General features: G+C 70.5%; 18 protein-coding genes. 10 read left to right on the forward strand and 8 right to left on the reverse strand.

From position 1 onward, the window contains the following. Nucleotides 1-6 precede the first annotated feature (6 nt). Together QE410_RS06035 and QE410_RS06040 are read left to right on the forward strand one after the other, a co-directional pair. Entirely contained in the window at nt 7-1,560 is a 1,554-nt protein-coding gene (locus QE410_RS06035; protein WP_307329264.1) for an ATP-dependent DNA ligase, read from the forward strand. Beyond that, nucleotides 1,557-2,183 carry a hypothetical protein gene (locus QE410_RS06040; RefSeq protein ID WP_307329266.1) on the forward strand — a complete coding sequence of 209 codons (627 nt, stop codon included), beginning with the start codon at nt 1,557-1,559 and terminating at the stop codon, nt 2,181-2,183. The genes QE410_RS06035 and QE410_RS06040 overlap by 4 nt, the downstream gene beginning before the upstream one ends. A gap of 52 nt (nt 2,184-2,235) precedes the next feature. On the opposite strand, the gene QE410_RS06045 is transcribed toward QE410_RS06040, so the two are convergent. Together QE410_RS06045 and QE410_RS06050 are read right to left on the reverse strand one after the other, a co-directional pair. After that, nucleotides 2,236-3,096 carry an NYN domain-containing protein gene (locus tag QE410_RS06045; RefSeq protein ID WP_307329270.1) on the reverse strand — a complete coding sequence of 287 codons (861 nt, stop codon included), beginning with the start codon at nt 3,094-3,096 and terminating at the stop codon, nt 2,236-2,238. Between the two features lie 291 nt (nt 3,097-3,387). Next, entirely contained in the window at nt 3,388-4,371 is a 984-nt protein-coding gene (locus QE410_RS06050; protein WP_307329273.1) for a Gfo/Idh/MocA family protein, read from the reverse strand. Nucleotides 4,372-4,607: 236 nt separating this feature from the next. On the opposite strand from QE410_RS06050, the gene QE410_RS06055 reads away from it, so the two are divergent. From QE410_RS06055 to QE410_RS06085, 7 genes are all read left to right on the forward strand, one after another. Beyond that, a complete protein-coding gene (locus QE410_RS06055) occupies nt 4,608-5,633 on the forward strand; it encodes a LacI family DNA-binding transcriptional regulator (RefSeq protein ID WP_307329276.1) in 1,026 nt (341 codons plus the stop codon). A 316-nt stretch (nt 5,634-5,949) separates the two neighbouring features. After that, a complete protein-coding gene (gene chvE / locus QE410_RS06060) occupies nt 5,950-7,056 on the forward strand; it encodes a multiple monosaccharide ABC transporter substrate-binding protein (RefSeq protein ID WP_307334366.1) in 1,107 nt (368 codons plus the stop codon). Nucleotides 7,057-7,217: 161 nt separating this feature from the next. Next, nucleotides 7,218-8,744: a multiple monosaccharide ABC transporter ATP-binding protein gene (gene mmsA, locus QE410_RS06065; RefSeq protein WP_307334369.1), complete on the forward strand. Its 1,527-nt coding sequence runs from the start codon at nt 7,218-7,220 to the stop codon at nt 8,742-8,744. Beyond that, a complete protein-coding gene (gene mmsB / locus QE410_RS06070; protein ID WP_307329279.1) occupies nt 8,731-9,996 on the forward strand; it encodes a multiple monosaccharide ABC transporter permease in 1,266 nt (421 codons plus the stop codon). Before mmsA ends, mmsB begins: the two co-directional genes overlap by 14 nt. A gap of 211 nt (nt 9,997-10,207) precedes the next feature. Further along, complete coding sequence (locus tag QE410_RS06075; protein WP_307329283.1) at nt 10,208-11,590, forward strand: sensor histidine kinase; 1,383 nt, start codon at nt 10,208-10,210, stop codon at nt 11,588-11,590. Further along, complete coding sequence (locus tag QE410_RS06080) at nt 11,578-12,243, forward strand: response regulator transcription factor (RefSeq protein ID WP_307329284.1); 666 nt, start codon at nt 11,578-11,580, stop codon at nt 12,241-12,243. Before QE410_RS06075 ends, QE410_RS06080 begins: the two co-directional genes overlap by 13 nt. Then, on the forward strand, nt 12,240-13,082 hold the full coding sequence (locus tag QE410_RS06085) for a hypothetical protein (RefSeq protein WP_307329287.1): 843 nt from the start codon (nt 12,240-12,242) through the stop codon (nt 13,080-13,082). The genes QE410_RS06080 and QE410_RS06085 overlap by 4 nt, the downstream gene beginning before the upstream one ends. A 42-nt stretch (nt 13,083-13,124) precedes the next feature. Here QE410_RS06085 and QE410_RS06090 read toward each other — a convergent pair whose 3' ends face one another. Continuing rightward, nucleotides 13,125-14,018 carry an EamA family transporter gene (locus tag QE410_RS06090; RefSeq protein WP_307329290.1) on the reverse strand — a complete coding sequence of 298 codons (894 nt, stop codon included), beginning with the start codon at nt 14,016-14,018 and terminating at the stop codon, nt 13,125-13,127. Between the two features lie 40 nt (nt 14,019-14,058). Between QE410_RS06090 and QE410_RS06095 the strand changes: the two genes are divergently transcribed. Next, the gene (locus QE410_RS06095; RefSeq protein ID WP_307329292.1) at nt 14,059-14,556 is read left to right on the forward strand and encodes a MarR family winged helix-turn-helix transcriptional regulator; all 498 of its coding nucleotides are present in this window, start codon (nt 14,059-14,061) and stop codon (nt 14,554-14,556) included. A 33-nt stretch (nt 14,557-14,589) separates the two neighbouring features. Here the strand turns inward: QE410_RS06095 and QE410_RS06100 are convergent, their stop codons facing one another. The 5 genes from QE410_RS06100 to QE410_RS06120 all read right to left on the reverse strand — a co-directional run bounded on the left by QE410_RS06100 (nt 14,590) and on the right by QE410_RS06120 (nt 23,610). After that, nucleotides 14,590-14,901 (reverse strand): NIPSNAP family protein, encoded by a 312-nt coding sequence (locus tag QE410_RS06100; RefSeq protein ID WP_307329296.1) that lies wholly within the window; start codon nt 14,899-14,901, stop codon nt 14,590-14,592. Nucleotides 14,902-15,201: 300 nt separating this feature from the next. Further along, nucleotides 15,202-19,392 (reverse strand): DUF3418 domain-containing protein, encoded by a 4,191-nt coding sequence (locus QE410_RS06105; protein WP_307329299.1) that lies wholly within the window; start codon nt 19,390-19,392, stop codon nt 15,202-15,204. Nucleotides 19,393-19,788: 396 nt separating this feature from the next. Further along, nucleotides 19,789-20,967, reverse strand: a complete 1,179-nt coding sequence (locus QE410_RS06110) for a glycoside hydrolase family 3 N-terminal domain-containing protein (RefSeq protein ID WP_307329302.1) — start codon at nt 20,965-20,967, stop codon at nt 19,789-19,791. 128 nt (nt 20,968-21,095) lie between these two features. Further along, on the reverse strand, nt 21,096-22,349 hold the full coding sequence (locus tag QE410_RS06115; protein ID WP_307329306.1) for an LCP family protein: 1,254 nt from the start codon (nt 22,347-22,349) through the stop codon (nt 21,096-21,098). An 88-nt stretch (nt 22,350-22,437) separates the two neighbouring features. Then, a complete protein-coding gene (locus tag QE410_RS06120) occupies nt 22,438-23,610 on the reverse strand; it encodes an ABC transporter substrate-binding protein (protein WP_307329310.1) in 1,173 nt (390 codons plus the stop codon). Nucleotides 23,611-23,665: the final 55 nt, after the last annotated feature.

Below are 23,665 nucleotides of genomic sequence, written 5' to 3' on the forward strand. Positions count from 1 at the left end.
GCCGACATGCTCTTCGGCGACATCGAGACGGCCCTCGCGGCGGTGACGAAGACGCGCTCGCGCCTGGCCAAGGTCGACGCGCTCGCGGAGGTCCTGCGCGCGCTGTCGCCCGACGAGGTCGTCCCGGCGGTCGGCCTGCTCACGGCGGCGCCCCGCCAGGGGCGGCTCGGTGTCGGGTGGCGCACCCTGTCGAGCCGCGGCGGAACGCACGCCGACACGCCCATGCTCACGGTGGGCGACGTCGACGAGACATTCACGCGGTTGACCGAGATCGGCGGCGCCGGTTCGGCGGCGCGACGCACCGCCCTGCTCGACGACCTCGCCGAGCGTGCGACGCTCGCCGAGTGGCAGTTGCTCATCCGCGTCATGACCGGCGAACTGCGCACCGGCGCCCTCGAGGGAGTGCTCCTGGATGCCATCGCCCGCGCATCCGACCGCGACGGTGCCGCGGTGCGGCGCGCCGCGATGCTCTCGGGCGACCTGGGCGAGACCGCCCGCGTCGCCCTCACCGGCTCGGCCGACGATCTCGCCGAGGTGGGCCTCGTCGTCGGGCGCGGGGTGCAGCCGATGCGCGCCTCGACGGCCGGCTCCGTCGCCGAGGCGCTCGAGATCGCGGGCGTCGCGTCGGTGGAGTACAAGCTCGACGGGGCACGCGTGCAGGTGCATCGCCGGGGCGACGAGGTGCGCGTCTTCACCCGCACGCTGGCCGATGTCACGCACCGGGTCCCCGAGATCGTCGAGGTGGTGCGCGCTCTGCCGGTGACCGACGTGATCCTCGACGGTGAGACGCTGTCGCTCGACGATGACGGCGCTCCGCGCCCGTTCCAAGACACGATGGCCCGCTTCGGAGCCGAGACCGCGAGAGAGATCGCGCTGAGGCCGTGGTTCTTCGACGTGCTCCACGTCGACGGCCGAGATCTTGTCGATCACCCGCTCTCGGCTCGGCTCTCCGAGCTCGATCGCATCGCCGCTGCCTGGCGCATCCCCGCCGTGACCACCGGAGATCCCGAGGCGGCCGACTCCTTCGCCCGGTCGGCTCTCGCGGCCGGCCACGAGGGCGTGATGGTGAAGGGGCTCGACGCCCCGTACACGGCGGGCCGGCGCGGCAAGAGCTGGCTGAAGGTCAAACCCGTGCACACGTTCGACCTCGTCGTGCTCGGCGTCGAGCGCGGCTCGGGCCGACGCGCGCAATGGTTCAGCAATCTGCATCTGGGTGCCCGCGATCCCGACGGGCTGTTCGCTGAGCCGGGCGGCTTCGTCATGGTCGGCAAGACCTTCAAGGGCCTCACCGACCAGCTGTTGACGTGGCAGACGGCGCACTTCGCCGAACGCGAGACGGGTGAGGTGCCCGGCGGCATCCGCGTCGTGCCCGACACCGTCGTCGAGATCGCCATCGACGGCGTGCAACGCTCGGTGCGCTATCCCGGCGGTGTGGCCCTGCGCTTCGCGCGCGTGAAGGCGTACCGCCCCGACAAGCCTGCGGCCGAGGCCGACACCATCGACACATTGCGGGCCATGCTGCCCGGCGGCGGCCCCGACGACGAAAGGACGACGCGATGAGTCTGGCCCCCTGGCTCGACGGCGAGCTCGGCTACCGCAGTTTCGGCACCCCGGGGGCACCGCGCGCGGTGTTCGTGCTCCGCACCGGGGACGTGGCGACCACCGATCCCGATGCGCGGGTCACGTCCGCCTACGACGTCCGGGTCGTCGCGGTCGGGCTCGATGCCCCCGAGCTCGAAGATCCTCCGGTCTTCGGCGGTCAGACCCCCGCGGGCCTCACCGTCGAGGCTCTGCGCGCGTTGCTGGAACGCGAGGCGCCCGAGGCGAAGGTGGGGCTGGTGGGGGAGCGCTCCGCCGGGCCGATCGCGATCTACCTTGCGGCGGCTATGGGACCGATCGTCGACCGCCTCGCGATCGTCGGCGTGCAGAGTCCGTCCGACCCGCTCAGCCGCGACCTGCGCACGCCGCTGCTCGACCACCTCGACGCCGAGGTCCTCGTCGTGGTCGGCGGCGACGGTCCCGCCGACGCCGCCGATGCCGACTGGTACGTCGACCGGATGAGGTCGGCCGAGGCCGAGGTCGTTCCCTCCGACGAGATCGCCTCGGTCAACGGCCACGTGACGCTGACCTCGGTGTGGGACCGTGTCCTCGCTCACGTCGCACCGGGCGCCGAACGACGCTGACCCGCCGGCGTGAAGGCGTCGCCCGCCGCGTCGCGGCGCGAGGGTCCGCGCCTCAGGCCCGAGTGACCGCCTTGACCTGCACGACATTGGACTCCTCATCCACCTCGACGTGGTCGGTCTGCGCCTTGAGGAAGTCGGAGAAGCTCCGGAATCCGAGCGCCTTCTCGCTGAACGACGGGTCGAGACGCTTCATGAGGTCCTTCACGGCCGACGCGTGCAGCCATTCGCCGTCGGCGCGCTCTCCCTCGAGCTGCATGGCACGCTCGAGCAGGTCGACGGCGGGATCCTTCGAGCGCTTTCGCGTACGGGGACGTGAGGGTGTGGCATCCTTCTTCGTCTCCGACAGCTTCGGGATGCCCGGCAGCGAGTCGTACGCGTCGAAGCGATCGCACGCCGCCGCGAGCGATTTGGCGGTCGAGCCCGCGACGCCGACGCCGACCACGTAGCGACCCAGCCGCTTGCACCGCTGGGCGAGGGGCACGTAGTCGCTGTCGCCGGCGACGATGACCACGTGCGTCAGATCGGGCAGTCGGAACATGTCTTCCACGGCATCGACCGCGAGGCGGATGTCCGCACCGTTCTTGGCGTACGCCGCGGCCGGGAACAGCTGCACGAGGTCGACCGCTCGGGCCACGAGCTGAGAGCGGTACTCGGCGTTCACCGGTGCGGACCAGTCGGCATATGCCCGCGTGAGAACGAGCGTGCCGAAGGATGCCGCGTAGTCGATGATCGCGCCCACGTCGATCGTCGCTTTGGTCAGGCGCTCGGTGATCTCGGGGTCGACGGGGGTGTCGGCGATCTTCTGCCGGTCACGCGAGTAGGCGTTGCGCCCGTGCACGCGGTCGTACCACGACATGACGATGTTGTCGAAGTCGAGGTAGACGGCGACGCGGGCGCTCTGAGTGTCGGGCATGCGTCCAGTCTGGCCCGTCTGCGCGGGCCGCACATCAGCCCGCCCCGTGAGGCAGCGCCGCACACCAGCCCGCGCCGTGGAGCAGCGCCGCACCCCCTGCGCCGTCGACCCGCGTCGCAACCCTGCGCCGTCGACTCGCGCCGCACCCGGTGCGCCGTCGACCCGCGCCGCACCCGGTGCGCCGTCGACCCGCGCCGCAGCCCCGCGCCGTGGGCCTGTCCGAAACCACGCCGAGGACCCGCGCCGGCGATCGCGCGCCGTGACCAGCGCGTCAGCCCGCTGCCGGACTGCTCAGCGCTCCCCGGGGTAGACGACGCCGATCTGCCGGCGCACCTCGTCGAGCACGCCCATGATCGCGACGCTCTCGTCGATCGAGAGCACGTCGTTCGTCGTGCCGTCACCCGCGGCGAAGCGTTCCGCGGCGAGGGCCTGATACTGCATCCCGCGTCCCTCGACCTCCGAGACGAAGTCCTCGAGCACGTCACCGTCGGGCGAGACCACCCGGAACGAGGTCGGGGTGTACCAGACGCGATCGATCTCGATGCGGGCCTCGGTTCCGACGATCTGCGCCGCGTTCGCACCGGCACCGCGCGACGACGACACGGTGGTCGAGACGGCCCCACCCGCGTGGGTGAAGATCGTGGCGACCTCGGCGTCGCTCTCGGCATCCGAGAGACGGGCGAGCGCCGTGATGCGCTCCGGCAGACCCAGCACGTCGACGGCGAACGAGATCGGATAGATGCCGAGATCCAGCAGCGCGCCGCCCCCGAGCGCGAGGTCGTTCAGCCTGTGCGCGGGGTCGCTCGGCAGTTTCTGCGTGTGGTCGGCCGAGACGACGCGCACCTCGCCGAGCGTGCCGGCGGCGAGGATCTCGCGGATGCGCACCATGTGCGGCAGATAACGCGTCCACATCGCCTCCATGGCGAGCAGCCCCTTCGCCGCCGCCCGGTCGCGGATCATCGCGGCCTCGGTGGCGTTGAGGGTGAGTGGCTTCTCGACGAGGACGTGCTTGCCGTGGTCGAGTGCCAGCAGTGCACTGTCGACGTGCCCGGGGTGGGGTGTGGCGATGTACACGATGTCGACGTCGGGGTCGGCGACGAGTTCTTCGTACGAGCCGTGCGCGTTCGGGATGCCGTCCTGCTCCGCGAATTCGCGGGCGCTGTCGAGCCGGCGCGAGCCGACGGCGGCGATGTCGAGACCCGCGGTGCGCAGGTCGGAGGTGAAGGCGTGGGCGATGCCGCCCGTCGCGAGGATGCCCCAGTGCAGTCCGGTCATGGCCTCCACCGTATCGGCGTGGAGCGAGGACGCGGGCCGTGCTCCGTGGCATCCGTCCGCTCGCGCCTCCACGGCGGCTGGTCCGCAGGCGCCTCTCCCTCCGCCGCGCAGCCCCGACGAGCCCGACGGCCCCTCGAGACGGACGCCCCGCACACTCGGCACGCCTGTCGTCGCGTCGTCGGTTATCCTCGTGTGACCGGTCACGCCAGAGCGCGTGACCCGCAATGAGGCGGATCATGAGCGACACCGACATCCCGGAGGCGACGGGGCGCGCCCCGAGCATCCGTGACGTCGCGCGGTTGGCAGGGGTGTCGTACCAGACCGTCTCGCGCGTCATCAACAACAGCTCGCAGCTGCGCCCCGAGACGGCCGAGAAGGTGCGTTCGGCGATCGCCGAGCTGAAGTTCGTGCCGAATCAGGCTGCCCGGGCGCTCGCGACCAGTCGCTCGCGCCTGATCGGGGTGCTGGGTCCGCGCGTGACGACCCATGGCGCGGCCTCCACCGTGCAGGCCATCGAATCCGCCGCCCGCGCAGCGGGGTACCGCCTCACCGTCACCAATCTCGCCACGAGTGATCCCGACGACGTCCGCGCCTCGATCGACCACCTCATGCATCAGTCGATCGAGGGGCTCATCGCGGTGGCGCCGCAGACACGGGTGGTCCCCGTCCTCGAGGAGCTGAAACTTCCCGTTCCGGTGCAGACCGTGGCGTCCACCGGCGTGTCCACCTCGCACAACGACCAGGCGGCGGGGGCGCGCGCTGCGGTGCGTCACCTCATCGAGCTCGGACACACCCGCATCCTGCACATCGCCGGACCCCGCGACTGGATCGAGGCCGACCACCGCATGCGGGGCTACCTCGCCGAGATGGATGCCAACGATCTGACGCCGCGACCCCCGGTGCTGGGCGACTGGTCGGCGCAGTTCGGGTACGAGGCGGGTCTGGAGCTGTTGCGGACCGAGGATGCCACGGCGGTCTTCGCGGGCAACGATCTGATGGCTCTGGGGTTCATGCATGCCGTTCGCGCCATAGGTCGCTCGGTGCCGGAGGACATCTCGGTCGTCGGCTTCGACGACGTGCCCGAGTCGGCGCACCTGTGGCCGCCGTTGACGACGGTGCGGCAGGACTTCGTGGGGATCGGCACCCGCGCCGTGGCCGATCTGCTCGCGGCTCTGGGGGAGTCGCCGGGCGACGCTCCCGCGGCGGTGCCCGACCACCTGCGGCTGATCGTCCGATCGTCGACGGCTCCGCCCTCCCGCTGAATCGTCACGTTTCGGCAACGGCGACACGTCATTCGTACCGGGACTTGACAGGTCGGCCTGAGGGCGATGTACCATCGCACACACAATGTGAACGGTCACATGACCGGGTCACACGGCCGACGGGACTCGCTGCGGAGCGGATCCGTCGAGACGAAGACGTTTCGAACGACGCGGGTGCACCGGGTCGCCGACCGGCCCTTCGTTTCGCCCCCGAGGTCGTGCGCCTGATCTGGTCCGTCAGCAGTGCCGGCGGTGAACTCCCGAGAGACACCGCGACTAACACCCAATGGAGGGAACCAGAGTGAAGAAGCACAGCATGCTCAAGGCGGTCGCCGGAGCCGGCGTCCTGGCGCTCGGCATCGGTCTGGCCGGCTGCGCCGGTGACCGCACCGGCGGCGGCAGCGGCGAGGGCGAGCAGGAGGCGGGCGGCATCATCGGTGTCGCGATGCCCACGCAGCAGTCGGAGCGCTGGATCGCGGACGGCAACAACGTCAAGTCGCAGCTCGAGGAGCTGGGCTACCAGGTCGACCTGCAGTACGCCAACGACGACATCCCCACCCAGGTCTCGCAGATCGAGAACATGATCACCACGGGCGCCAAGGCCCTGATCATCGCCTCCATCGACGGCACCACGCTCACCGACGTGCTGCAGCAGGCCAAGGACGCGAACATCCCCGTCATCGCGTACGACCGCCTCATCAACGGTACCGAGAACGTCGACTACTACACGACGTTCGACAACTACAAGGTCGGCGTCCAGCAGGCCACCTCGCTCCTCACCGGCCTCGGCGTGCTCGACGCCTCGGGCGCCGACACGGGCGCGGCGGGTCCCTTCAACGTCGAACTGTTCGCCGGCAGCCCCGACGACAACAACGCCACCTTCTTCTGGAAGGGCGCGATCGACACCCTGCAGCCCTACCTCGACAAGGGCACGCTGGTCGTCCCGTCGGGTCAGACCGACTTCGGTCAGGCCGCGATCCTGCGCTGGCTGCCCGAGACGGCGCAGAAGCGCATGGAGAACATCCTCACCGTCATCGGCGGCACCAAGCTCGACGGTGTCCTCTCGCCCTACGACGGCCTCTCGATCGGCATCATCTCGGCCCTCACCTCGGGCGGTTACGCGGCCGACGCGCTGCCGGTCATCACCGGTCAGGACGCCGAGGTCGGCTCGATCAAGTCGATCATCGCCGGCGAGCAGTACTCGACGATCTTCAAGGACACGCGCGAGCTCGCCAAGCAGGCCGTGAGCATGGTCGACGACATCCGCAAGGGCGAGACGCCCGAGGTCAACGACGAAGAGACCTACGACAACGGCAGCAAGGTCGTCCCGTCGTACCTGCTCGAGTCGACGATCGTGACGAAGGACAACTACAAGGAGATCCTCGTCGACAGCGGTTACTACACCGAGGCCGACCTGGGCTGATCCCGCGGGGAGGGCTCCGGCCCTCCCGCTCCGCCTCCGCCGCGGCCCGTCCGGGTCGCGGCGGAGGTTCCCGCGGGTGCGCACGATGCGCGCCCGCCCCATCATCCCGACCGGCCGAGAGCCGGTTCTGCAAGGAGGACCTCGTGAGCACCATCCTCGAGATGCGCTCGATCACCAAGGAGTTCCCCGGCGTCATCGCGCTCGCCGACGTGTCGCTGACCGTCGAGCGCGGAACGGTTCACGCCATCTGCGGCGAGAACGGCGCCGGGAAGTCGACCCTCATGAAGGTGCTCAGCGGTGTGTACCCCGCGGGCGACTACCGCGGCGAGATCGTCTTCGACGGCAACACCGTCGAGTTCAAAGACATCCGCGACAGCGAAGCGGCCGGCATCGTCATCATCCACCAGGAGCTGGCCCTCAGCCCCTACCTCTCGATCGCCGAGAACATCTTCCTCGGCAACGAGATCACCCACCGCGGTCTCATCGACTGGGATGCCACGAACCGCGAAGCGGCGAAGCTCCTCGCCCGCGTGGGTCTCGGCGACAGCCCCGACGTGCCCGTCAACGAGATCGGCGTCGGCAAGCAGCAGCTCGTCGAGATCGCCAAGGCGCTGTCGAAAGACGTCAAGCTCCTCATCCTCGACGAGCCGACCGCCGCACTCAACGACGACGACTCCGAGCACCTGCTCGACCTGATCCGCCACCTCAAGGGCCAGGGGATCACCTCGATCATCATCAGCCACAAGCTCAACGAGATCCGCGCGATCGCCGACGAGGTCACCATCATCCGCGACGGTCGCACGATCGAGACGCTGGATGTGGCCACCGGCGGCACCAGCGAAGACCGCATCATCCGCGGCATGGTCGGCCGCGAGCTCGAGAACCGCTACCCCGACCGCGACGTCGAGATCGGCGACGAGGTCCTGCGCATCGAGGACTGGAACGTCAGCCACCCCACGGATGCCACCCGCACCGTCATCCATCAGGCGAACCTGAACGTGCGCGCGGGCGAGGTCGTCGGCATCGCCGGCCTCATGGGCGCGGGCCGCACGGAGCTGGCGATGAGCGTGTTCGGCAAGAGCTTCGGCTCGCGCATCTCGGGCACCGTCTACATCAACGGCAAGAAGGCCGACACCTCCACGGTCCCCAACGCCATCCGCAGCGGCCTCGCGTACGTGACCGAGGACCGCAAGGGCGCCGGACTCAACCTCATCGACACGATCAAGCGCAACATCTCGCTCGCCGGGATGCGCAAGCTCGTCAAGGGCGGGTTCGTCGACGGCGATGAGGAGTACATGGTCGCCAACCGCTACCGCAAGTCGATGAACATCAAGGCGCCCAGCGTCGATGTCGTGGTCGGCAAGCTCTCGGGCGGAAACCAGCAGAAGGTCGTGCTGTCGCAGTGGCTCTTCTCCGACCCCGAGGTGTTGATCCTCGACGAGCCCACCCGCGGCATCGACGTCGGAGCGAAGTACGAGATCTACACGATCATCAACGCCCTCGCGGCGCAGGGCAAGGGGGTGCTGGTCATCTCGAGCGAGCTGCCCGAGCTCCTCGGCATCTGCGACCGCATCTACACCCTCAGCGAAGGCCACATCACCGGCCAGCTGCCCATCGAACAGGCCACTCCCGAGGCACTCATGGTGCTCATGACGAAGGAAAAGGAAGCCGACCATGTCAGCGCTTGACAACACCGTGACCCCGAAGGGTCCCGCCACGCCGAAGGGTCCCGTCGGCGGCGGCGCCGGCAGCGGTGCCGGGGGCATCGTGCAGTTCTTCACCTCGCGCCTGCGCGAGATCGGCATCTTCATCGCCCTCATCGTCATCGTGCTGCTCTTCCAGGCACTGACCGGCGGGCGCCTGCTTACCGCGGGCAACGTGTCGAACATCATCGTCCAGAACAGCTACATCCTGATCCTGGCGATCGGAATGGTGATGATCATCATCGCCGGCCACATCGACCTGTCGGTCGGATCGGTCGCCGCCTTCGTCGGTGCCGTCTCGGGTGTGCTCATCGTGCAGTGGGGTCTGCCCTGGTGGCTCGGCATCACGCTGTCGCTGCTGCTCGGTGCCGTGGTCGGCATGTGGCAGGGCTTCTGGGTGGCCTACATCGGCATCCCGGCATTCATCGTGACCCTGGCGGGCATGCTCCTGTTCCGCGGTCTGACGCAGATGACCCTGGGCAACACGCAGATCACGCCGTTCCCGACCGAGTACCGCCAGCTCGGCGGCGGGTACCTCTTCCCCGACCTGTTCCCGGCGTCCTCGTCGCCCGCGGAGTGGATCACCGTCGCCCTCGGCGTGCTGACGCTGGTGCTCTTCGTGACGTCGCAGGTGCGTCAGCGCACCAAGCGTGCGGCGCTGGAACTGCAGAACGAGCCCCAGGTGGCGTTCCTCGTCAAGGTCATCGGTGGCGGTGCGCTCATCGCCTACCTGACCTACCTGCTGGGCGTCGCTCCCGGCTCGCGCGGCACGCCCATCGTGCTCGTGGTGCTCGCCGTGCTGATCATCGGCTACTCCACGGTCATGAGCCGCAGCGTCTTCGGCCGCCACATCTACGCCATCGGTGGCAACCGCACCGCGGCGAAGCTGTCGGGCATCAACACCCGTCGCGTCGACTTCATGCTCTTCGTCAACATGGGCGTGCTCGCGGCCCTGGCCGGCATCGTGTTCACGGGCCGCCTGAACTCCGCCGGTCCCGGCGCCGGAAACCTCTTCGAGTTGGATGCCATCGCGGCATCCTTCATCGGTGGCGCCGCCGTGCAGGGTGGTGTCGGCCGCGTGGTCGGCGCGATCGCCGGTGGTCTGGTCATGGGTGTGCTCAACAACGGCATGTCGCTCATGGGCATCTCGACCGACGTGCAGCAGTTCATCAAGGGTCTCGTGCTGCTGCTGGCCGTCGCCTTCGACGTGTGGAACAAGAACCGCACCCGCGGTTGATCCACGCTCTCCCCGAACGCCCCGTCGCTTCTTGCGGCGGGGCGTTCGCGCGTCCCCGGCAGCCCGCGCGCCGCGTGAGGGGTCGCCTTCTGTCGCCTAGGACCGCCTGCGGCGACAAGAATCGACGCCTCACGCGCGTTCGGGATAACCCGAACGGCGCCGGGGGCTGACCGGGCGGTGCCGCGCGGGGCGGAGTCATAGCGTGGATGCCATGACTTCGGCATCCGTTCTCCCGCCCCCGCCGCCGCTGCCCGGCGCCTCCTCCGCGCCCGGTGCCTCCGCGCCCGACGCCCCCGCCTCGCGCGACGCCGCGACACCCACCGCACCGCCCGCCCCGTCCCCGGTCGCGGTGCCGCCGAAGGTGCGCATCTCGTCGCCCGGGCGCGTGGCCGGCGCCGCAGCCCACCTCGCCGCCCTCGGCGTGGTCGGCCCCGCCGTCTTCACCGCCCTGTTCAGCCTGTTCGGCTCGGGGTTCGGGCTGCTTCCGGCTCTGCTCATCGGCGTCGTCGTTCTCGTCGCCTTCGTCTACGCGCTGTTCGCGGTGGCCTGGTTCGAGCGGGCCCGCGTCGATGGCCTCTACCGCCTGGGGCTCGCGCCCTTCCGCCCGCGTCGCAGTGAGAAGCCGGGCTTCGTCGGCGTGCTGCACACGATCTGGCTGCAGGCCATCGATCCGTTGCAGTGGCGGGCCGTGGCGTCCTTCGCCATCGCGACCGTGCTGGGGCTGATCACCGTCACGGCCATCGGCATCGTCTCGTGGGGCATCGGCCTGGTCGTCAGCCCGATCTTCGGCTGGTCCGACACGCGCCTGCTCGGCATCGTGCCGCTGCCGGGCGTCGCCGCGCCCCTCACCGGAGCGGCCGCCATCGTCGTCGCGCTCGGCGCGATCGTGGGACTCGCGATCCTGCACGGCGTGATCGTGCGGGCGATCTTCGTCCCCTCCCGCGAGGCGCAGCTCGTGGAGCAGGCCCGCACCTCCGATACGCGTCGAGCCGGCGCCGTGCGCGCCGCCGAGGTCGAACGAACCCGCATCGAGCGTGACCTGCACGACGGCGTCCAGCCGCGCCTGGTCTCGATCGGCATGACACTGGGCCTGGCTCAGACGAAGATCGACGACGACCCCGAGGCGGCGAAAGCCCTCGTCGCCGAGGCGCACGCCTCGACCAAGTCGGCCATCACCGAGCTCCGGCAGCTCGCCCGCGGCATCCACGCCTCGGTGCTCGAAGACAGGGGACTGGATGCCGCGCTGTCGGCCCTGGCATCCCGATCCCACATCCCGGTGACCCTCGACGTACGGCTGCCCCGCCGCTGCGGGCGCGCTGCCGAGGAGGCCGTGTACTTTGCCATCGCCGAGACCCTCACCAACGCCGCCAAGCACTCCCGCGCCGCCGCGTGCCGGGTCGACGTGCGGGTGCGCGAAGACGGGTCGCTGTGGGCGCGCGTCGAAGACGACGGGCTCGGCGGGGCGCGCGTCGTGCCCGGAGGCGGCCTCGACGGCATCGTCAACCGGGTCACCGCGGCCGGCGGCACGGCGCGCATCGACAGCCCCCAGGGTGGACCGACGACGGTGGAGGTGAACGTCCCGTGCGCGTCCTGATCTGCGAAGACTCGGTGCTGCTGCGCGAGGGGCTCGTGCGTCTGCTCGCCGACGACGGTCACGAGGTCGTCGCCGCGCTTCCGGATGCCGCAGGCCTCGAGGCCGCGGTCGCCGAGACGACGCCCGACCTCTGCATCCTCGACGTACGGCTGCCGCCGACCTGGACCGACGAGGGCATTCGCGCGGCGATCGCGCTGCGACAGCGGCATCCGGGGCTCGCGGTGCTCGTGCTGTCGCAGTACGTCGAGGAGCGTTACGCCAGCGATCTCATCGCCGACGGACAGGGAGCGCTCGGCTACCTGCTGAAGGACCGGGTGGCCGACGTCGCCGACTTCCTCGCCGCCGTCGCGTCGATCGCGGGCGGGGCCACCGTGCTCGACCCGGAGGTCGTCGCGCAGCTGCTGACGCGTCGCCGCCGTGACGAGCGGCTGCAGAGCCTCACCGAACGCGAGAGGTCGGTGCTCGCTCTCATCGCCGAGGGACGCTCGAACCAGGCGATCGCGAACGCGCTGTTCGTGTCGGAGGCCAGCGTCGAGAAGTACATCACCGCCATCTTCACCAAGCTCGGCCTGGAGCAGGACGAGACCGGCAACCGCCGCGTCATCGCCGCTCTCGTGCACCTGGGCCACGACCACACCGGAGCGACCTCATGACCACTTCCGCCCCCACCCCCGCGCCCTCCGCTTCCGAGCCGCCCCGTCGCCGCGGCGCCGCGTTCGCCGTGTCAGTGATCACCATCGCGGTCGGCGCCTGCGTGGCCGTCGGCACCCTCGCCGGCACGGGAGTGTCGGCCGTGGCGAGCATGGCCGACTGGCGCGGACAGACCGCCACGTACGACAGCTCGACCGATGGCACGACGGAGCAGCTGACCGAGCTCGACATCGACCTCGCCGGTGGCGCGCTGACGGTCGAGTTCGGCGACGTCGCGTTCGCGCAGCTCGATGCCGACAGCCACGGTCGGAAGGGCTGGACGTTCGAGCGCGACGGCGACTCCCTGCGCGTCGTATCGCCCTCGGGCTCGTTCGCCGATTGGGGGAGCGGCTCGCGCGCCACGCTCGTCTTGCCGCAGGACCTCGATGGATCCGGCATTCGGGCCGACATCCAGGTCACCGGCGGGGCGCTCGAGATGACCGGCGGATTCGGCGACGTCACGGTGGAGGTCGCGGGCGGCACGGCCTCTGTCGACGGCGTCGCGCGCGACATCGACCTGACGCTGTCGGGCGGTTCCGCGACGGCGCGGCTCACGGATGTCGAGACCGCAGCGTTCGAGGTCGCCGGTGGCGAACTGACCGCAACGCTCGACGGGGTCGCCCCCACGCGCACCGACGTCGAGGTGACCGCCGGCTCCGCCGACATCACCCTGCCCGACGACGAGTACGACGTGCGCATCGACGACGGTCTCGGCTCGGTCGACAACGGCCTGCTCACGAGCTCGTCGGCCGTCGCCGAGGTCGACGTGCAGGCGACGATGGGGTCGGTGCGCCTGCGCTGACGCGCCGCGCTCGCGCGAGACGGCCGGGGGCGGGCGATTCACTCACGCCGGTTCACGCTCGTTGCCGGCCTCTCGCGCCACGGGTTTCAGGCCCCTCCCACCGCTCGTGACGGCGATCGCTGCGAGCACCAGCAGGATGCCGAGCACCTGCGCCGGCGCGAGCGACTCGCCGCCGACGGCAACGCCGAGCAGCACGCCGGTGACGGGGTTCAGCAAGCCGATCAGGCCGACCGTCCCCGCCGGGAGGTGCCGCAGCCCGGTGAACCAGCACACGAAGGCCAACGCCGTGGCGACGACCGCGATACCGGCGTAGGCGGCGACGCCCGCGGCATCCACCCGCGGTGGGGGACCCTCGACGACACCCGCGACGGCGACCAGCACGATGCCTCCGGCCGTCAGCTGCCACGAGGTGGTGGCCAGCAGGGGCGTCTCGTCTCGCCACCGGGTGGTGAGGATCGCACCCAGCGACGACGCGAGAAGCGCGACGACGGATGCCACCACTCCGGCCGCGGATACCGCGCCGGTGCCGAGGCCGACGACGAGCAGGACGCCGGCGAGGCCGCCCGCCGCCCCGACCGCCCACCGTGCCGTGGGGCGTTGGGAGAGCAGGGGCCACGCGAGTCCGGCGAGGGCCAGCGGGGCGAGGGCCATGATCGACGCGGCGATCGATGACGGCAGAAGCTGGGCTGCGACATAGACGAGCACGAAGAAGGCGCCGAAGTTCAGCATCCCCAGCACGGGCGCTCTCCACCACCACGCCCCGTGCGGCCGCCGTCTCGCGAGTGCACACAGCAGCAGGCCCGCCGGCAGGGCGCGAAAAGCCGCACCCCACAGCGGCGCGTCCGCCGGCAGCAGGTGCCGCGTGACGACGTACGTCGCGCCCCACGCGATCGGTGCGACGGCGGTGACGGCGACGATCCGCCATGTGTTTTCCATGGAAGACACTATAGTTTCCACGGAAGATATAATGGATGCCATGACTGAGACGACGGACCGCGTCGACACCATCACCGCCCAATGGAGGGCCGAAAGACCCGACATCGACGTCACGCCGATGCAGGTGATCGGACGTCTGCACCGCCTCGCCGATCATCTGCGCGACGAGCTGCTCGCGGTCTACCGCCGGTACGGCCTTGGCGAGGGCGAGTTCGACATCCTCGCCGCCCTCCGCCGATCGGGGGAGCCGTTCGCCGCGGCCCCGGGCGCGCTCGCGCGCCACACGATGGTCACCAGCGGGGCGGTGACCAAGCGCGTCGACCGGCTCCTGGCATCCGGTCTCGTGGTGCGCGACGACGACGCCGACGACGGGCGGGCGCGCGTCATCCGGCTGACGTCGGCCGGACGGCGGCTGATCGACGAGGCCTACACGGCGCACATCGCGAACGAGCAGCGCCTGCTCGCCGGGCTCGATCCCGACCAACGGCGTTCACTCGAGGCACTGTTGCGTGCGTGGGGTGCGTCGCTCGGCGTGTGAGCCGCCGACGACTATCGATTCGTCGGTTGCGCCTCAGGGGCGGGGGAGCAGGGGCCGCTGGATCCTTCGCTCGTATCGCACGATGCAACGCGTGCGCTGGGCGAGTTCGTATGCCTCGACGCTGTCGGGGTCCACGAGCGATGCCTCCCGATATCGTTCGTACTCCGCCAACGACGGGAACGAGAACAGCGCGAAGGCCTCGTCGCTGTCGCCTTCCGCGGGCAGGAAGTATCCGTGGTGGGTGCCGCCGAACCGGGGGATGATCTTCATCCATCGCTCGGCGTACTCGACGAACGAGTCGATCGCCGCCACGTCGATCCGGTAGCGGAGGTGGATCGTGATCATGCTTCTCTTCTTTCGCCGAGGCGTGAGTGATTCAGCGCTTCCGTGTTGGACGACAGAAGGATGACGTCGCGGTGAGGCGCTCTCCTCGCCGGGGCGTATCCGATCGTCACTCCGCCCGGCTCGCTGCTGATCCGACGATAATCCGGCGGCGCCCTCCGACGAGGTCCGGTCAGCGGACAGGTCTCCGCGGAAAACTGCCACGAGACGGCAGGCCCGACCGTGCGACGGCCGTGAAACGTTGCACGTCAGTCGCCAGACGATGTCGCCTCGGGTGTTACGCAGGCGACATCGTGTGGCGACTCACGCGCCCTTCAGGGCCTTTGCGATGCGCTGGGGCGAGACTGGCTCGGCGGTGCCGAGGCGCTGGGCGAACAGGCTCACGCGGAGTTCTTCGAGCAGCCACCGCGTCTGCACGAGATTCGCCGGCGCGTCCGCGGGGAGGGGCACCGAGCCCCCGGCATCCACGAATCCGGCGGCGGCGCGCTCGTACTCGGTCATGCGCTGGCGGTCGCGGCCGGGGTTGTCGGACAGCGTCTTCACCCGCTCCAACGCGCCCGCGAGGTAGCGGGGATAGTGCTGCAGGCGCTGCAGGCCGGTGCGCACAAGGAAGCCGGGGAAGAGAAGCCCCTTCACCTGGCCGCGCACGTCGTTGAGGGCTCCCAGCAGCGTGATGGATGCGGCATCCTTCATCGCCCGCTCCACCTCGCGCTGCGCGAGCAGGATCTTCGCCGCCAGCGACACGGTCTGGAACGTGCGCTCGACCGACGCGGCCGAGAACGCATCGCGCACCTTCTCGAATTCTGCTCTCGTGCGGACCACGCCCGTCGGGGCCTCACGCAGGAGGATGTCGTCGGCGAGAGCCACCCGTGCGTCCTCGATGAGGGCCTTCGCGTTCTGGTACGGGGATGCCGCGAGCGCGAGCTTCTCGTTCGCGGTGAGGTGGTCGAGCACGTACGTGGCGGGGGAGGGGACGGCGAGCAGCATCAGACGCCGGATGCCGGCGCGGGTGTGCCGCGCAGCATCCTCGGGTGTCGCCTCGACCCGCAGCGCGACGCTGTCGCCCTCGTCGACGAGCGCCGGGTAGCCGCGCACGACACCGCCGGCGACGGGGGTGTCGACGACCTCGGTGAGCTCGTCGAAGTCCCAGGTGGTGAGCTTCGTGCGCGAGGCGAAGGCGGGGGAGGCCTCGGCGACCTTGGCGGCGGTCCGAGCCGCGGGGCGTGCGACCGTCGCTTCCACACTCGAGCGGGCCCGGTCGGCGAGACGTCGCTGCAGGGCACCGAGGTCACGATCGCTGCCGATGGCCCGCCCACGGGCGTCGACGGCGCGGAACGACGGCAACAGGTGCGCGGGAACCCGGTCGAGCTCGAAGTCGGCGGCGCTCACGCGCTGGTTCGCAACGCGCTGCACGAGCGCGGCGAGGGCATCGACGAGCGTCGTTCGCGGCAGGCCGTTCGCGTGCTCGGGGCCCTTCTCGGCGAGCTCGGCGCTGAATTTCTCGGCCCAGTCCGCGGCCGGAACGACGTTGCGTCGGATCGTCTTGGGCAGCGCCCGCAGCAGCGCGGTGACCAGCTCATCGCGCATGCCCGGGACCTGCCAGTCGAAGCCGTCGGGGCGAAGCTGCGCGAGCAGCGGCAGCGGCACCACGACCGTGACGCCGTCATCGGGCGCACCCGGCTCGAATCGGTACGCGAGGTTGAGGGTCTGGTCGCCCTGGCGCCAGCGCGCGGGGAACGCGCGGTCGTCGCCCTGCGCCCGGTCACCGGTGAGGTCGGACTCCCGCAGGTCGAGCAGGTGCGGCGTGCGGTGGACGGCATCCTTCCACCACGCCTCGAACGAGCGCACGTCGGTGACGTCGGCGGGGATGCGGGCGTTGTAGAACGCGAACACCGCCTCGTCGCCGACGAGGATGTCGCGGCGACGCTCGCGCTCCTCGATCTTCTCGAGCAGTCGGCGCTGCTCGACGTTGCGTCGGAGGAACGCCGTGAGGCGCTTGTCGAGCACCGACGGGTCCCACTCGCCCTCCACCAGCGCGTGGCGCACGAACATCTCGCGGGCGAGTGGACGGTCGAAACGTGCAAGCTGCACCCGGCGGCGGCCGACGAGCTCGACCCCGAAGAGGGTGACCTTCTCGTAGGCGGCGGCGGAGCCGGCATCCTTCGACCAGTGCGGTTCGCTGAGCGAGCGCTTCACGAGGTCGGGGGCGAGGTCTTCGGCCCACGCCGGGTCGACGGCGGCGACGGTGCGGGCGAACAGGCGCGAGGTCTCGACGAGCTCGGCCGCCATGACGGCGGAGGGACGCTTCTTCTTCAGCCCCGAGCCGGGGAAGATCGCGAAGCGCGCGCCGCGCGCGCCGATGTACTCGCCCTTGGTCGGCCGGGCGTCGCCGGGAGCCTTTCGGTCCTTCGTCTGCGCGATCGTGCGGGGGTCCAGGATGCCGATGTGCGACAGCAACCCGGAGAGGATCGCGCGGTGGATGGCATCCCCCTGCGCGTGGCCCTCCGGTGCGGCGCCGTCGCCACGCTGCGATCCGTGTCCCGATTTGTGCGAAGCGTGTCCCGAATCGTGCGGCCTGGAGGGGTCTGAGGCAGCCGAAAGTGGGACACGGTTTCGACTGCCGCGCTCGCCCTCGCCCCGCTCGGCACCGAGCGACCGCAGCTGTCGGTGCACGTCGACCCACTCGCGCACGCGCACGTAGTTGAGGTGCTCGCTGCGGCACAGCCGCCGGAAGGCGCTCGAACCGAGTTCGGCCTGCTTTTCCTGCAGGTAGTCCCACAGATTGAGCAGCGACAGGAAGTCGCTGGTCGGGTCGGTGAAGCGCGCGTGGAAGCGGTCTGCCTCCTCGCGGCGCTCCTCGGGGCGTTCGCGCACGTCTTGGATGGACATGCCCGACACGATGGCCAGCACCTCGGACTGCACGCCGGTGCGCCGCGCCTCGATGAGCATGCGGGCGAAGCGCGGGTCGATCGGCAAGCGGGCGATCTCGCGGCCGATCTCGGTCAGGCGGGGGCCGCGGTCGTCGTCTCGTCCGCCGCGGCCGGCGCGCTCGCGGGACGGGTCGCGGTCGGGGCGGTCGTCACGCGACCGCGCGCCCGGCGCGGGCAGTTTCACGGCGCCGAGTTCGACGAGCAGGTCGAACGCGGCCTTGACGCCCCGCGAGTCGGGCGGGGTGAGGAAGGGGAACGCCTGGATGTCGCCGAACCCGAGCGACAGCATCTGCAGGATGACGGATGCCAGCGACGTGCGCAGAATTTCGGGCTCGGTGTACTCGGGGCGACGGGTGAAGTCGTCTTCGGAGTAGAGCCGGATGGCGACGCCCGGCGAGGTGCGTCCCGCGCGGCCCGAGCGCTGCTGCGCCGACGCCTGCGACACCGCCTCGATCGGCAGGCGTTGGATCTTCGACCGGTTGCTGTAGCGCGAGATGCGGGCGGTGCCGGTGTCGACGACGTACCGGATGCCGGGGACGGTGAGACTCGTCTCGGCGACGTTGGTCGCGAGGATGACGCGGCGGCGCACGCCCGCGACGGTGGAGCGCTCGAACACCCGGTGCTGCTCGGCCGCGGAGAGGCGACCGTACAGGGGCAGCACCTCGGTGGGCGCTGCGTCACGCTGGTACGCCCCGCGGATGGCATCCGCCGCATCCCGGATCTCGGCCTCACCGGGGAAGAAGACGAGCACGTCGCCCGCCGGCTCGCGGTCGAGTTCGCGCAGGGCCGCGACGACGGCTCCGACCTCGTCGGCGTCGTCTTCGGAACGGCCGGGTCTGCCCGTGGGCCGGGCCGGGCTCCGGGGCTTCTTCGGCTGTGGCGCCGGGATGCCGGCATCCAAGGTCGCGTCGTCGGAATCCTCCGGAGCCTGGTCCGCTCCATCGAGCGGCCGATACCGGATCTCGACCGGGTAGGTACGCCCCGAGACCTCGATGACCGGCGCCGGCACCGGGTCGCCGCCGGGCTGAGCGGGGACCGCGGCGAAGTGGCGCGCGAAGCTCTCCGGGTCGATCGTGGCCGAGGTGACGATGACCTTGAGGTCGGGTCGCTTCGGCAGGATGCGACGGAGGTAGCCGAGCAAGAAGTCGATGTTCAGCGAACGCTCGTGCGCCTCGTCGACGATGATCGTGTCGTAGCGGCGCAGCAACCGGTCGCGGTGGATCTCGTTGAGCAGGATGCCGTCGGTCACCAGCGCCACGCGCGTGTCGGCCGACACCTTGTCGGTGAAACGCACCTTGTAGCCGACGGTCGACCCGAGAGGCACCTGCATCTCTTCGGCGATGCGCTCGGCGATCGTGCGTGCGGCGATGCGGCGCGGCTGCGTGTGGGCAATCGAGGTGCGGCCGAGCTCGAGGCAGATCTTCGGCAGCTGCGTCGTCTTGCCCGACCCGGTCGCGCCGGCGACGATCACGACCTGGTGGTCGCGGATGGCGCGCGCGATCTCGTCCCGCGCGGCGCTGACGGGCAGCTCGGGCGGGTAGACGATGACGGGTTCGGCAGACACAGCCTTCCAGTTTATCCCGCACGCACGACGGAAGAGGCGCCCGTCCGGCGCCCGTTCGGTCGGGGCCGCCCGGGCCGGCTGGTGTGGTCGGTCGCTGCGAGCCGCGACGAGAAACGCTCCGCCGCGCGGGAAACGTCTCGTCGCGCCGTGTACGGCGGCGAACAGCGTTTCTCGCCGCGCATGCGCGCTCTCGCCGCTGCGCACGCCGCCGCCCCTCGTCGACCCACGCCGCCGCCCCGTGTCGCCGCGCCGCCGTGTCGCCGCCGCCCCGCGCCCCCGCCGCTGTCGCATCGATAAACGCCTTCCCGCAGAAGAAACGCCCCAGCACGCCGTGTCTCGCACGGGGCGGCGTTTCTCGGGGCCCCGCCGGCAACCGCAGCGCCACGGGCCCCCGCGTCAGGGCATCGACGCCTTCTGGGCCAGAATGCGCACCACCGCGGCATCCACCTTCTCGGCGAACGCCGGGTCGGCCTGGGCGCGCGAGCGCACGGCATCCCGCATCTCGGGATAGACCGACGGGTCGGCCGACACCAGCAGCAGGTCGACCCCCGCGTCGACGGCCCGCGTCGCGCGCTCGCCGGGGGAGTACTCCTCGACCTGGTCGGCGGCCGAGAGGTCATCGCACGTCACGACCCCGTCGAAGCCGAGGGTGTCACGCAGCACGCCGACGACCGCGGGCGAGAACGCCGCGGGCACACCGGGGTCGATCAGCGCGTAATCGGCCGTCGAGAGCATCACCACCGCCGGGCCCTGCGGCAGCACCGTGGAGTACACGCCCACGTCGGGTCCGTCGGCGGTGACGACGTCGTCGGTCACCCCGGTGGAGTAGTCGGTGTTGTCGTCGACGTGACCCAGCCCCGGGAAGTGCTTGAACGTCGGCAGCACGCCGCCGTCGCGCATCCCGGCGGCGAACGCCCCGGACTTCACGGCGACCGTGGCGGCGTCATAGCCGTACTCCCGCCCGAGCGCCCCGATCGGGGGGTTGGATGCCGCGAACTCGGGGCTCGTGACGATGTCGGCCACCGGCGCGAGATTCATCGTCACTCCGGCCTGCGCGAGCTGACCGGCCCACGACGCCGCGCTCGCGCGCAGAGCGCCGTCGTCCTGCGCCGATTGTTCGAGCGCAGACGGGATGTCGTCGAATCCGGGACCCGACAGCACCTGCACGGTGCCGCCCTCCTGGTCGGTGGCGACCCACAGCTCGGGTGAGCCCGCGCCGACGGCGGCGGTGAACTGGCCGACGAGTCCGGCGATCGCTTGCGTGCCGGCATCCGAGCGTCCGTGCAAGAAGATGCCGCCGATGTGGTCGTCGGTCACGGCGGCGAGCGTGGTCGGGTCGGCGCCGTCGACCGAGGTGCCGACCATGAACATCTGCCCGACCTTGTCGTCGAGGCCCATGCCCGCCAACGGATCGGGCGTCGGAGTGGGGGTGGGGCTGGGTGTCGGCGTCGGCGAAGCCGCCGCCGATGACGACGGCGGGGGCGCGGGAGTCGGCGCGCACGCGGTGAGCGCCAGCGCCGCGAGCAGCAGGGCGGCCGGGCGCACGAGACTCTTCACCCCTCGATCGTCGCTCATGATCCTGAGCGCTCCGAGCGTCTTGACTCTGCCGCAGCGTCGACCGGCAGGGCGGATGCCAGGGACGAACAGCTCATCGCCGAGGTCGCCCGCGCGGTGAGCGCGCCGCCGCCCGACCTCGCCGGAACTCAGCCGAGGCCGGCGGAGCAGGTCGCTTGGCCCGCTTTGCTGCCGTTGATGTTCTCGGGCAGCTCGACCGTTCCGGGCGTCGCGCTCGGCGCGGGAGTGGTGTCGGCGTCCGGGGTGGGTGTGTTCTCGTCGGGGGCCGGCGCGCTCGGCTCCGGGCTGGGTGCCGACGGGTCGGCCACCACGCCGCGCCCCGCATCGCCGGTGACGACGAGGGGTGCGTTGTCGTTCAGCGCCTGCCAGAGGATGCCAGCCGAGTACTCGTCGGGGATGACGTGGTTGCTGTTGTCGGGATCGTCGAGCACCGGCATCTGCACGAACGTGATGTCGTCGAACGGGACGTCTTTCAGCGTGTACGCGAGCTGCGCGATGCGCACCGGGTCGGCCAGACTCTCGCTCGGTTGGATGTTGCGCACGGCCGTGCTGGCGAGGTTCAGCAGGGTACCGGGGTTGCTGAGGACCTCGTCGCTTCGGAGCTTGGTCATCAGGCGCGACAGGTATTGCTGCTGGTTGCCGATGCGCGCGATGTCGCTCTGGTCGCCGATGCCCTTTCGGGTGCGCAGGAACGCCAGGGCGTCGAAGCCCTGTACCGTCCGAGGACCCGCCTCCCACGAGATCCCGGCATCCGGGTCGTCGATGCCGTCGCCGCCGATGCAGACCTCCACCCCGCCGATCGCGTCGGTGATGTTGACGACGTTGCCGAAGCTCACCTTGGCCGCGAACGGGATGCTCTGACCGCTGAGCTGCGAGACCGTGTCGGCCACGCACGACAGGCCGCCGGCCTCGTAGGCGGTGTTGATCGACGCTTTCCAGGCGCCCGGGAAGACGGTGCCGTCTTCGCTCGTGCACTCGGGGATCTCGACCTGCAGGTCGCGGGGGAACGACACCACGCTCACGCGCCGCGGGTTCGCCGACACGTGCACGAGCATGTTGACGTCGTTGCGCGTGCCGGCGTTCTCGGGGTCGGTGCAGCGCTCACCGAATGCCGATGACACCACGTCGTCGCACTCGTCGGTGCCGACGACGAGCACGGCGAACGGCTCGTCGTAGGTGCTCAGCGCGGGCGGCGCCGACGGGGTGTCCTTGAGCGGAACGGCCGCCTCTTTGAGCGTCTGCGTCAGAGACAACGCGTAGAAACCGCCGACGGCGACGGCGGCGACCACGGCCACGATGACACCGATGGCCAGCAGCTTCGCACCCCGGCGCCACGCCGAGACGGGCGGGCGATGCGCGTGACGGGCGGGAGGAGGCGTCATGTCGCCAGTCAACCATGCACCGCCCGCCGCGTCACGGACGCCACGGTGGGACGGTCGCCACCGGCGACCGCCCCACCGGACGACGGGCTTACTTGCCGCCCTCGGTGAGCGTCACCTCGATCGGCGTGTAGTCGCCGTCGACGGTGACCCCCTCGTCTTTCAGCTCGCTGAGCGCGGACTCGATGTAGTCGTTCGAGTACGCCGAGTCGGCGGGCTCGGTGGTGATGAGGTTGAGGCCGTCCTGGTTGACGGCCTTCAGGGCGCCCTCGACCGTCTTGTCCCATGCAGCGGAGTCGATCATGCCGAACTCGCCACCGGTCCAGATGAGCTTGTTGACCTCGTTCATCTGCCACAGCTGGTGCGTGGGGCCGACGGGGAACGCGTCGACGCCCGGAGCGGTCGCGGCGGCGTAGGTGATCTCGGCCGCTTCGGTGGGGTTGTCGCGGGCGAAGACCCAGCCCTTCACGACGGCCTTGAGGAAGCGCTTGGCGGCGTCGGCGTACGCCGGGTCGTCGGCCAGGCGCTGCGTGTCGGCCCAGATGGCATCCTGCAGCATCGCGCCCGCGGTGTCCTCGTACGAGATGATGTCGACGTCGGCCTCGGTGTAGAGCTGGCCGGTGGCGGGGTTGACCGTCTCGAACAGCTGCGCGAGCTCGTTGTAGGTCATCGCCTGCGCGGCATCCACGTCACGGTCGAGCAGGGCGTTCATCGAGAAGTCCTGCGTGGTGATCTGCACCGTGGAGGCGTCGAGGCCCTTGTCGGCCATCGCGGCGAAGATCTCCCACTCGTTGCCGAAGCCCCACGAGCCGATGCGCTTGCCCTCGAAGTCGTCGACGCCGGTGATGTTCGAGTCCTTCCACGACACCTGGGTCGTGCCCGACTTCTGGAACACCTGGGCGATGTCGGTGAGTTCGACGCCCTGGTTCTCGAGCGTGCCGAGCACCTTGGGCACCCAGGCGACGGCGAAGTCGACATCGCCGGCGACGAGGGCGTCCTGCGGCACGATGTCGCCGCCCGAGGGCAGCACCTCCACGTCGTCGAAGCCCTCTTCCTGGAAGTAGCCCTGGTCGAGGGCGACGTAGTAGCCGGCGAACTGCGCCTGCGGAAGCCACTGCAGCTGCAGCTTCACGGAGGTGAGAGGAGTGAAGTCTTCGTCGGATGCCGCGGTGTCGGAGCCGCCGCCCGAGCAGGCGGAGAGGGTGAGGGCAGCGATCGCGACTCCCGTGATCGCACCGAGGGTGCGACGGGTGCTGTGTCTCATGGGTGGTCCTTCCGGTTCTGGTGGAGCAGGTGTCGGGTGGAGCAGGCTGTGAGGT

The organism is Microbacterium sp. SORGH_AS_1204 (assembly GCF_030818935.1).
Taxonomy (GTDB): Bacteria; Actinomycetota; Actinomycetes; order Actinomycetales; family Microbacteriaceae; genus Microbacterium.

What these genes read in the sequence shown, in the direction of transcription:
- QE410_RS06055 (WP_307329276.1), top strand. Translation starts at nt 4,608, where the DNA reads ATGAGCGACACCGACATCCCGGAGGCGACGGGGCGCGCCCCGAGCATC.
- QE410_RS06090 (WP_307329290.1), bottom strand. Translation starts at nt 14,018, where the DNA reads ATGGAAAACACATGGCGGATCGTCGCCGTCACCGCCGTCGCACCGATC.
- QE410_RS06075 (WP_307329283.1), top strand. Translation starts at nt 10,208, where the DNA reads ATGACTTCGGCATCCGTTCTCCCGCCCCCGCCGCCGCTGCCCGGCGCC.
- chvE (WP_307334366.1), top strand. Translation starts at nt 5,950, where the DNA reads ATGCTCAAGGCGGTCGCCGGAGCCGGCGTCCTGGCGCTCGGCATCGGT.
- QE410_RS06095 (WP_307329292.1), top strand. Translation starts at nt 14,059, where the DNA reads ATGACTGAGACGACGGACCGCGTCGACACCATCACCGCCCAATGGAGG.
- QE410_RS06035 (WP_307329264.1), top strand. Translation starts at nt 7, where the DNA reads ATGCTCTTCGGCGACATCGAGACGGCCCTCGCGGCGGTGACGAAGACG.
- QE410_RS06100 (WP_307329296.1), bottom strand. Translation starts at nt 14,901, where the DNA reads ATGATCACGATCCACCTCCGCTACCGGATCGACGTGGCGGCGATCGAC.
- QE410_RS06045 (WP_307329270.1), bottom strand. Translation starts at nt 3,096, where the DNA reads ATGCCCGACACTCAGAGCGCCCGCGTCGCCGTCTACCTCGACTTCGAC.
- QE410_RS06110 (WP_307329302.1), bottom strand. Translation starts at nt 20,967, where the DNA reads ATGAGCGACGATCGAGGGGTGAAGAGTCTCGTGCGCCCGGCCGCCCTG.
- QE410_RS06040 (WP_307329266.1), top strand. Translation starts at nt 1,557, where the DNA reads ATGAGTCTGGCCCCCTGGCTCGACGGCGAGCTCGGCTACCGCAGTTTC.
- QE410_RS06050 (WP_307329273.1), bottom strand. Translation starts at nt 4,371, where the DNA reads ATGACCGGACTGCACTGGGGCATCCTCGCGACGGGCGGCATCGCCCAC.
- QE410_RS06120 (WP_307329310.1), bottom strand. Translation starts at nt 23,610, where the DNA reads ATGAGACACAGCACCCGTCGCACCCTCGGTGCGATCACGGGAGTCGCG.
- QE410_RS06085 (WP_307329287.1), top strand. Translation starts at nt 12,240, where the DNA reads ATGACCACTTCCGCCCCCACCCCCGCGCCCTCCGCTTCCGAGCCGCCC.
- mmsA (WP_307334369.1), top strand. Translation starts at nt 7,218, where the DNA reads ATGCGCTCGATCACCAAGGAGTTCCCCGGCGTCATCGCGCTCGCCGAC.
- QE410_RS06115 (WP_307329306.1), bottom strand. Translation starts at nt 22,349, where the DNA reads ATGACGCCTCCTCCCGCCCGTCACGCGCATCGCCCGCCCGTCTCGGCG.
- mmsB (WP_307329279.1), top strand. Translation starts at nt 8,731, where the DNA reads ATGTCAGCGCTTGACAACACCGTGACCCCGAAGGGTCCCGCCACGCCG.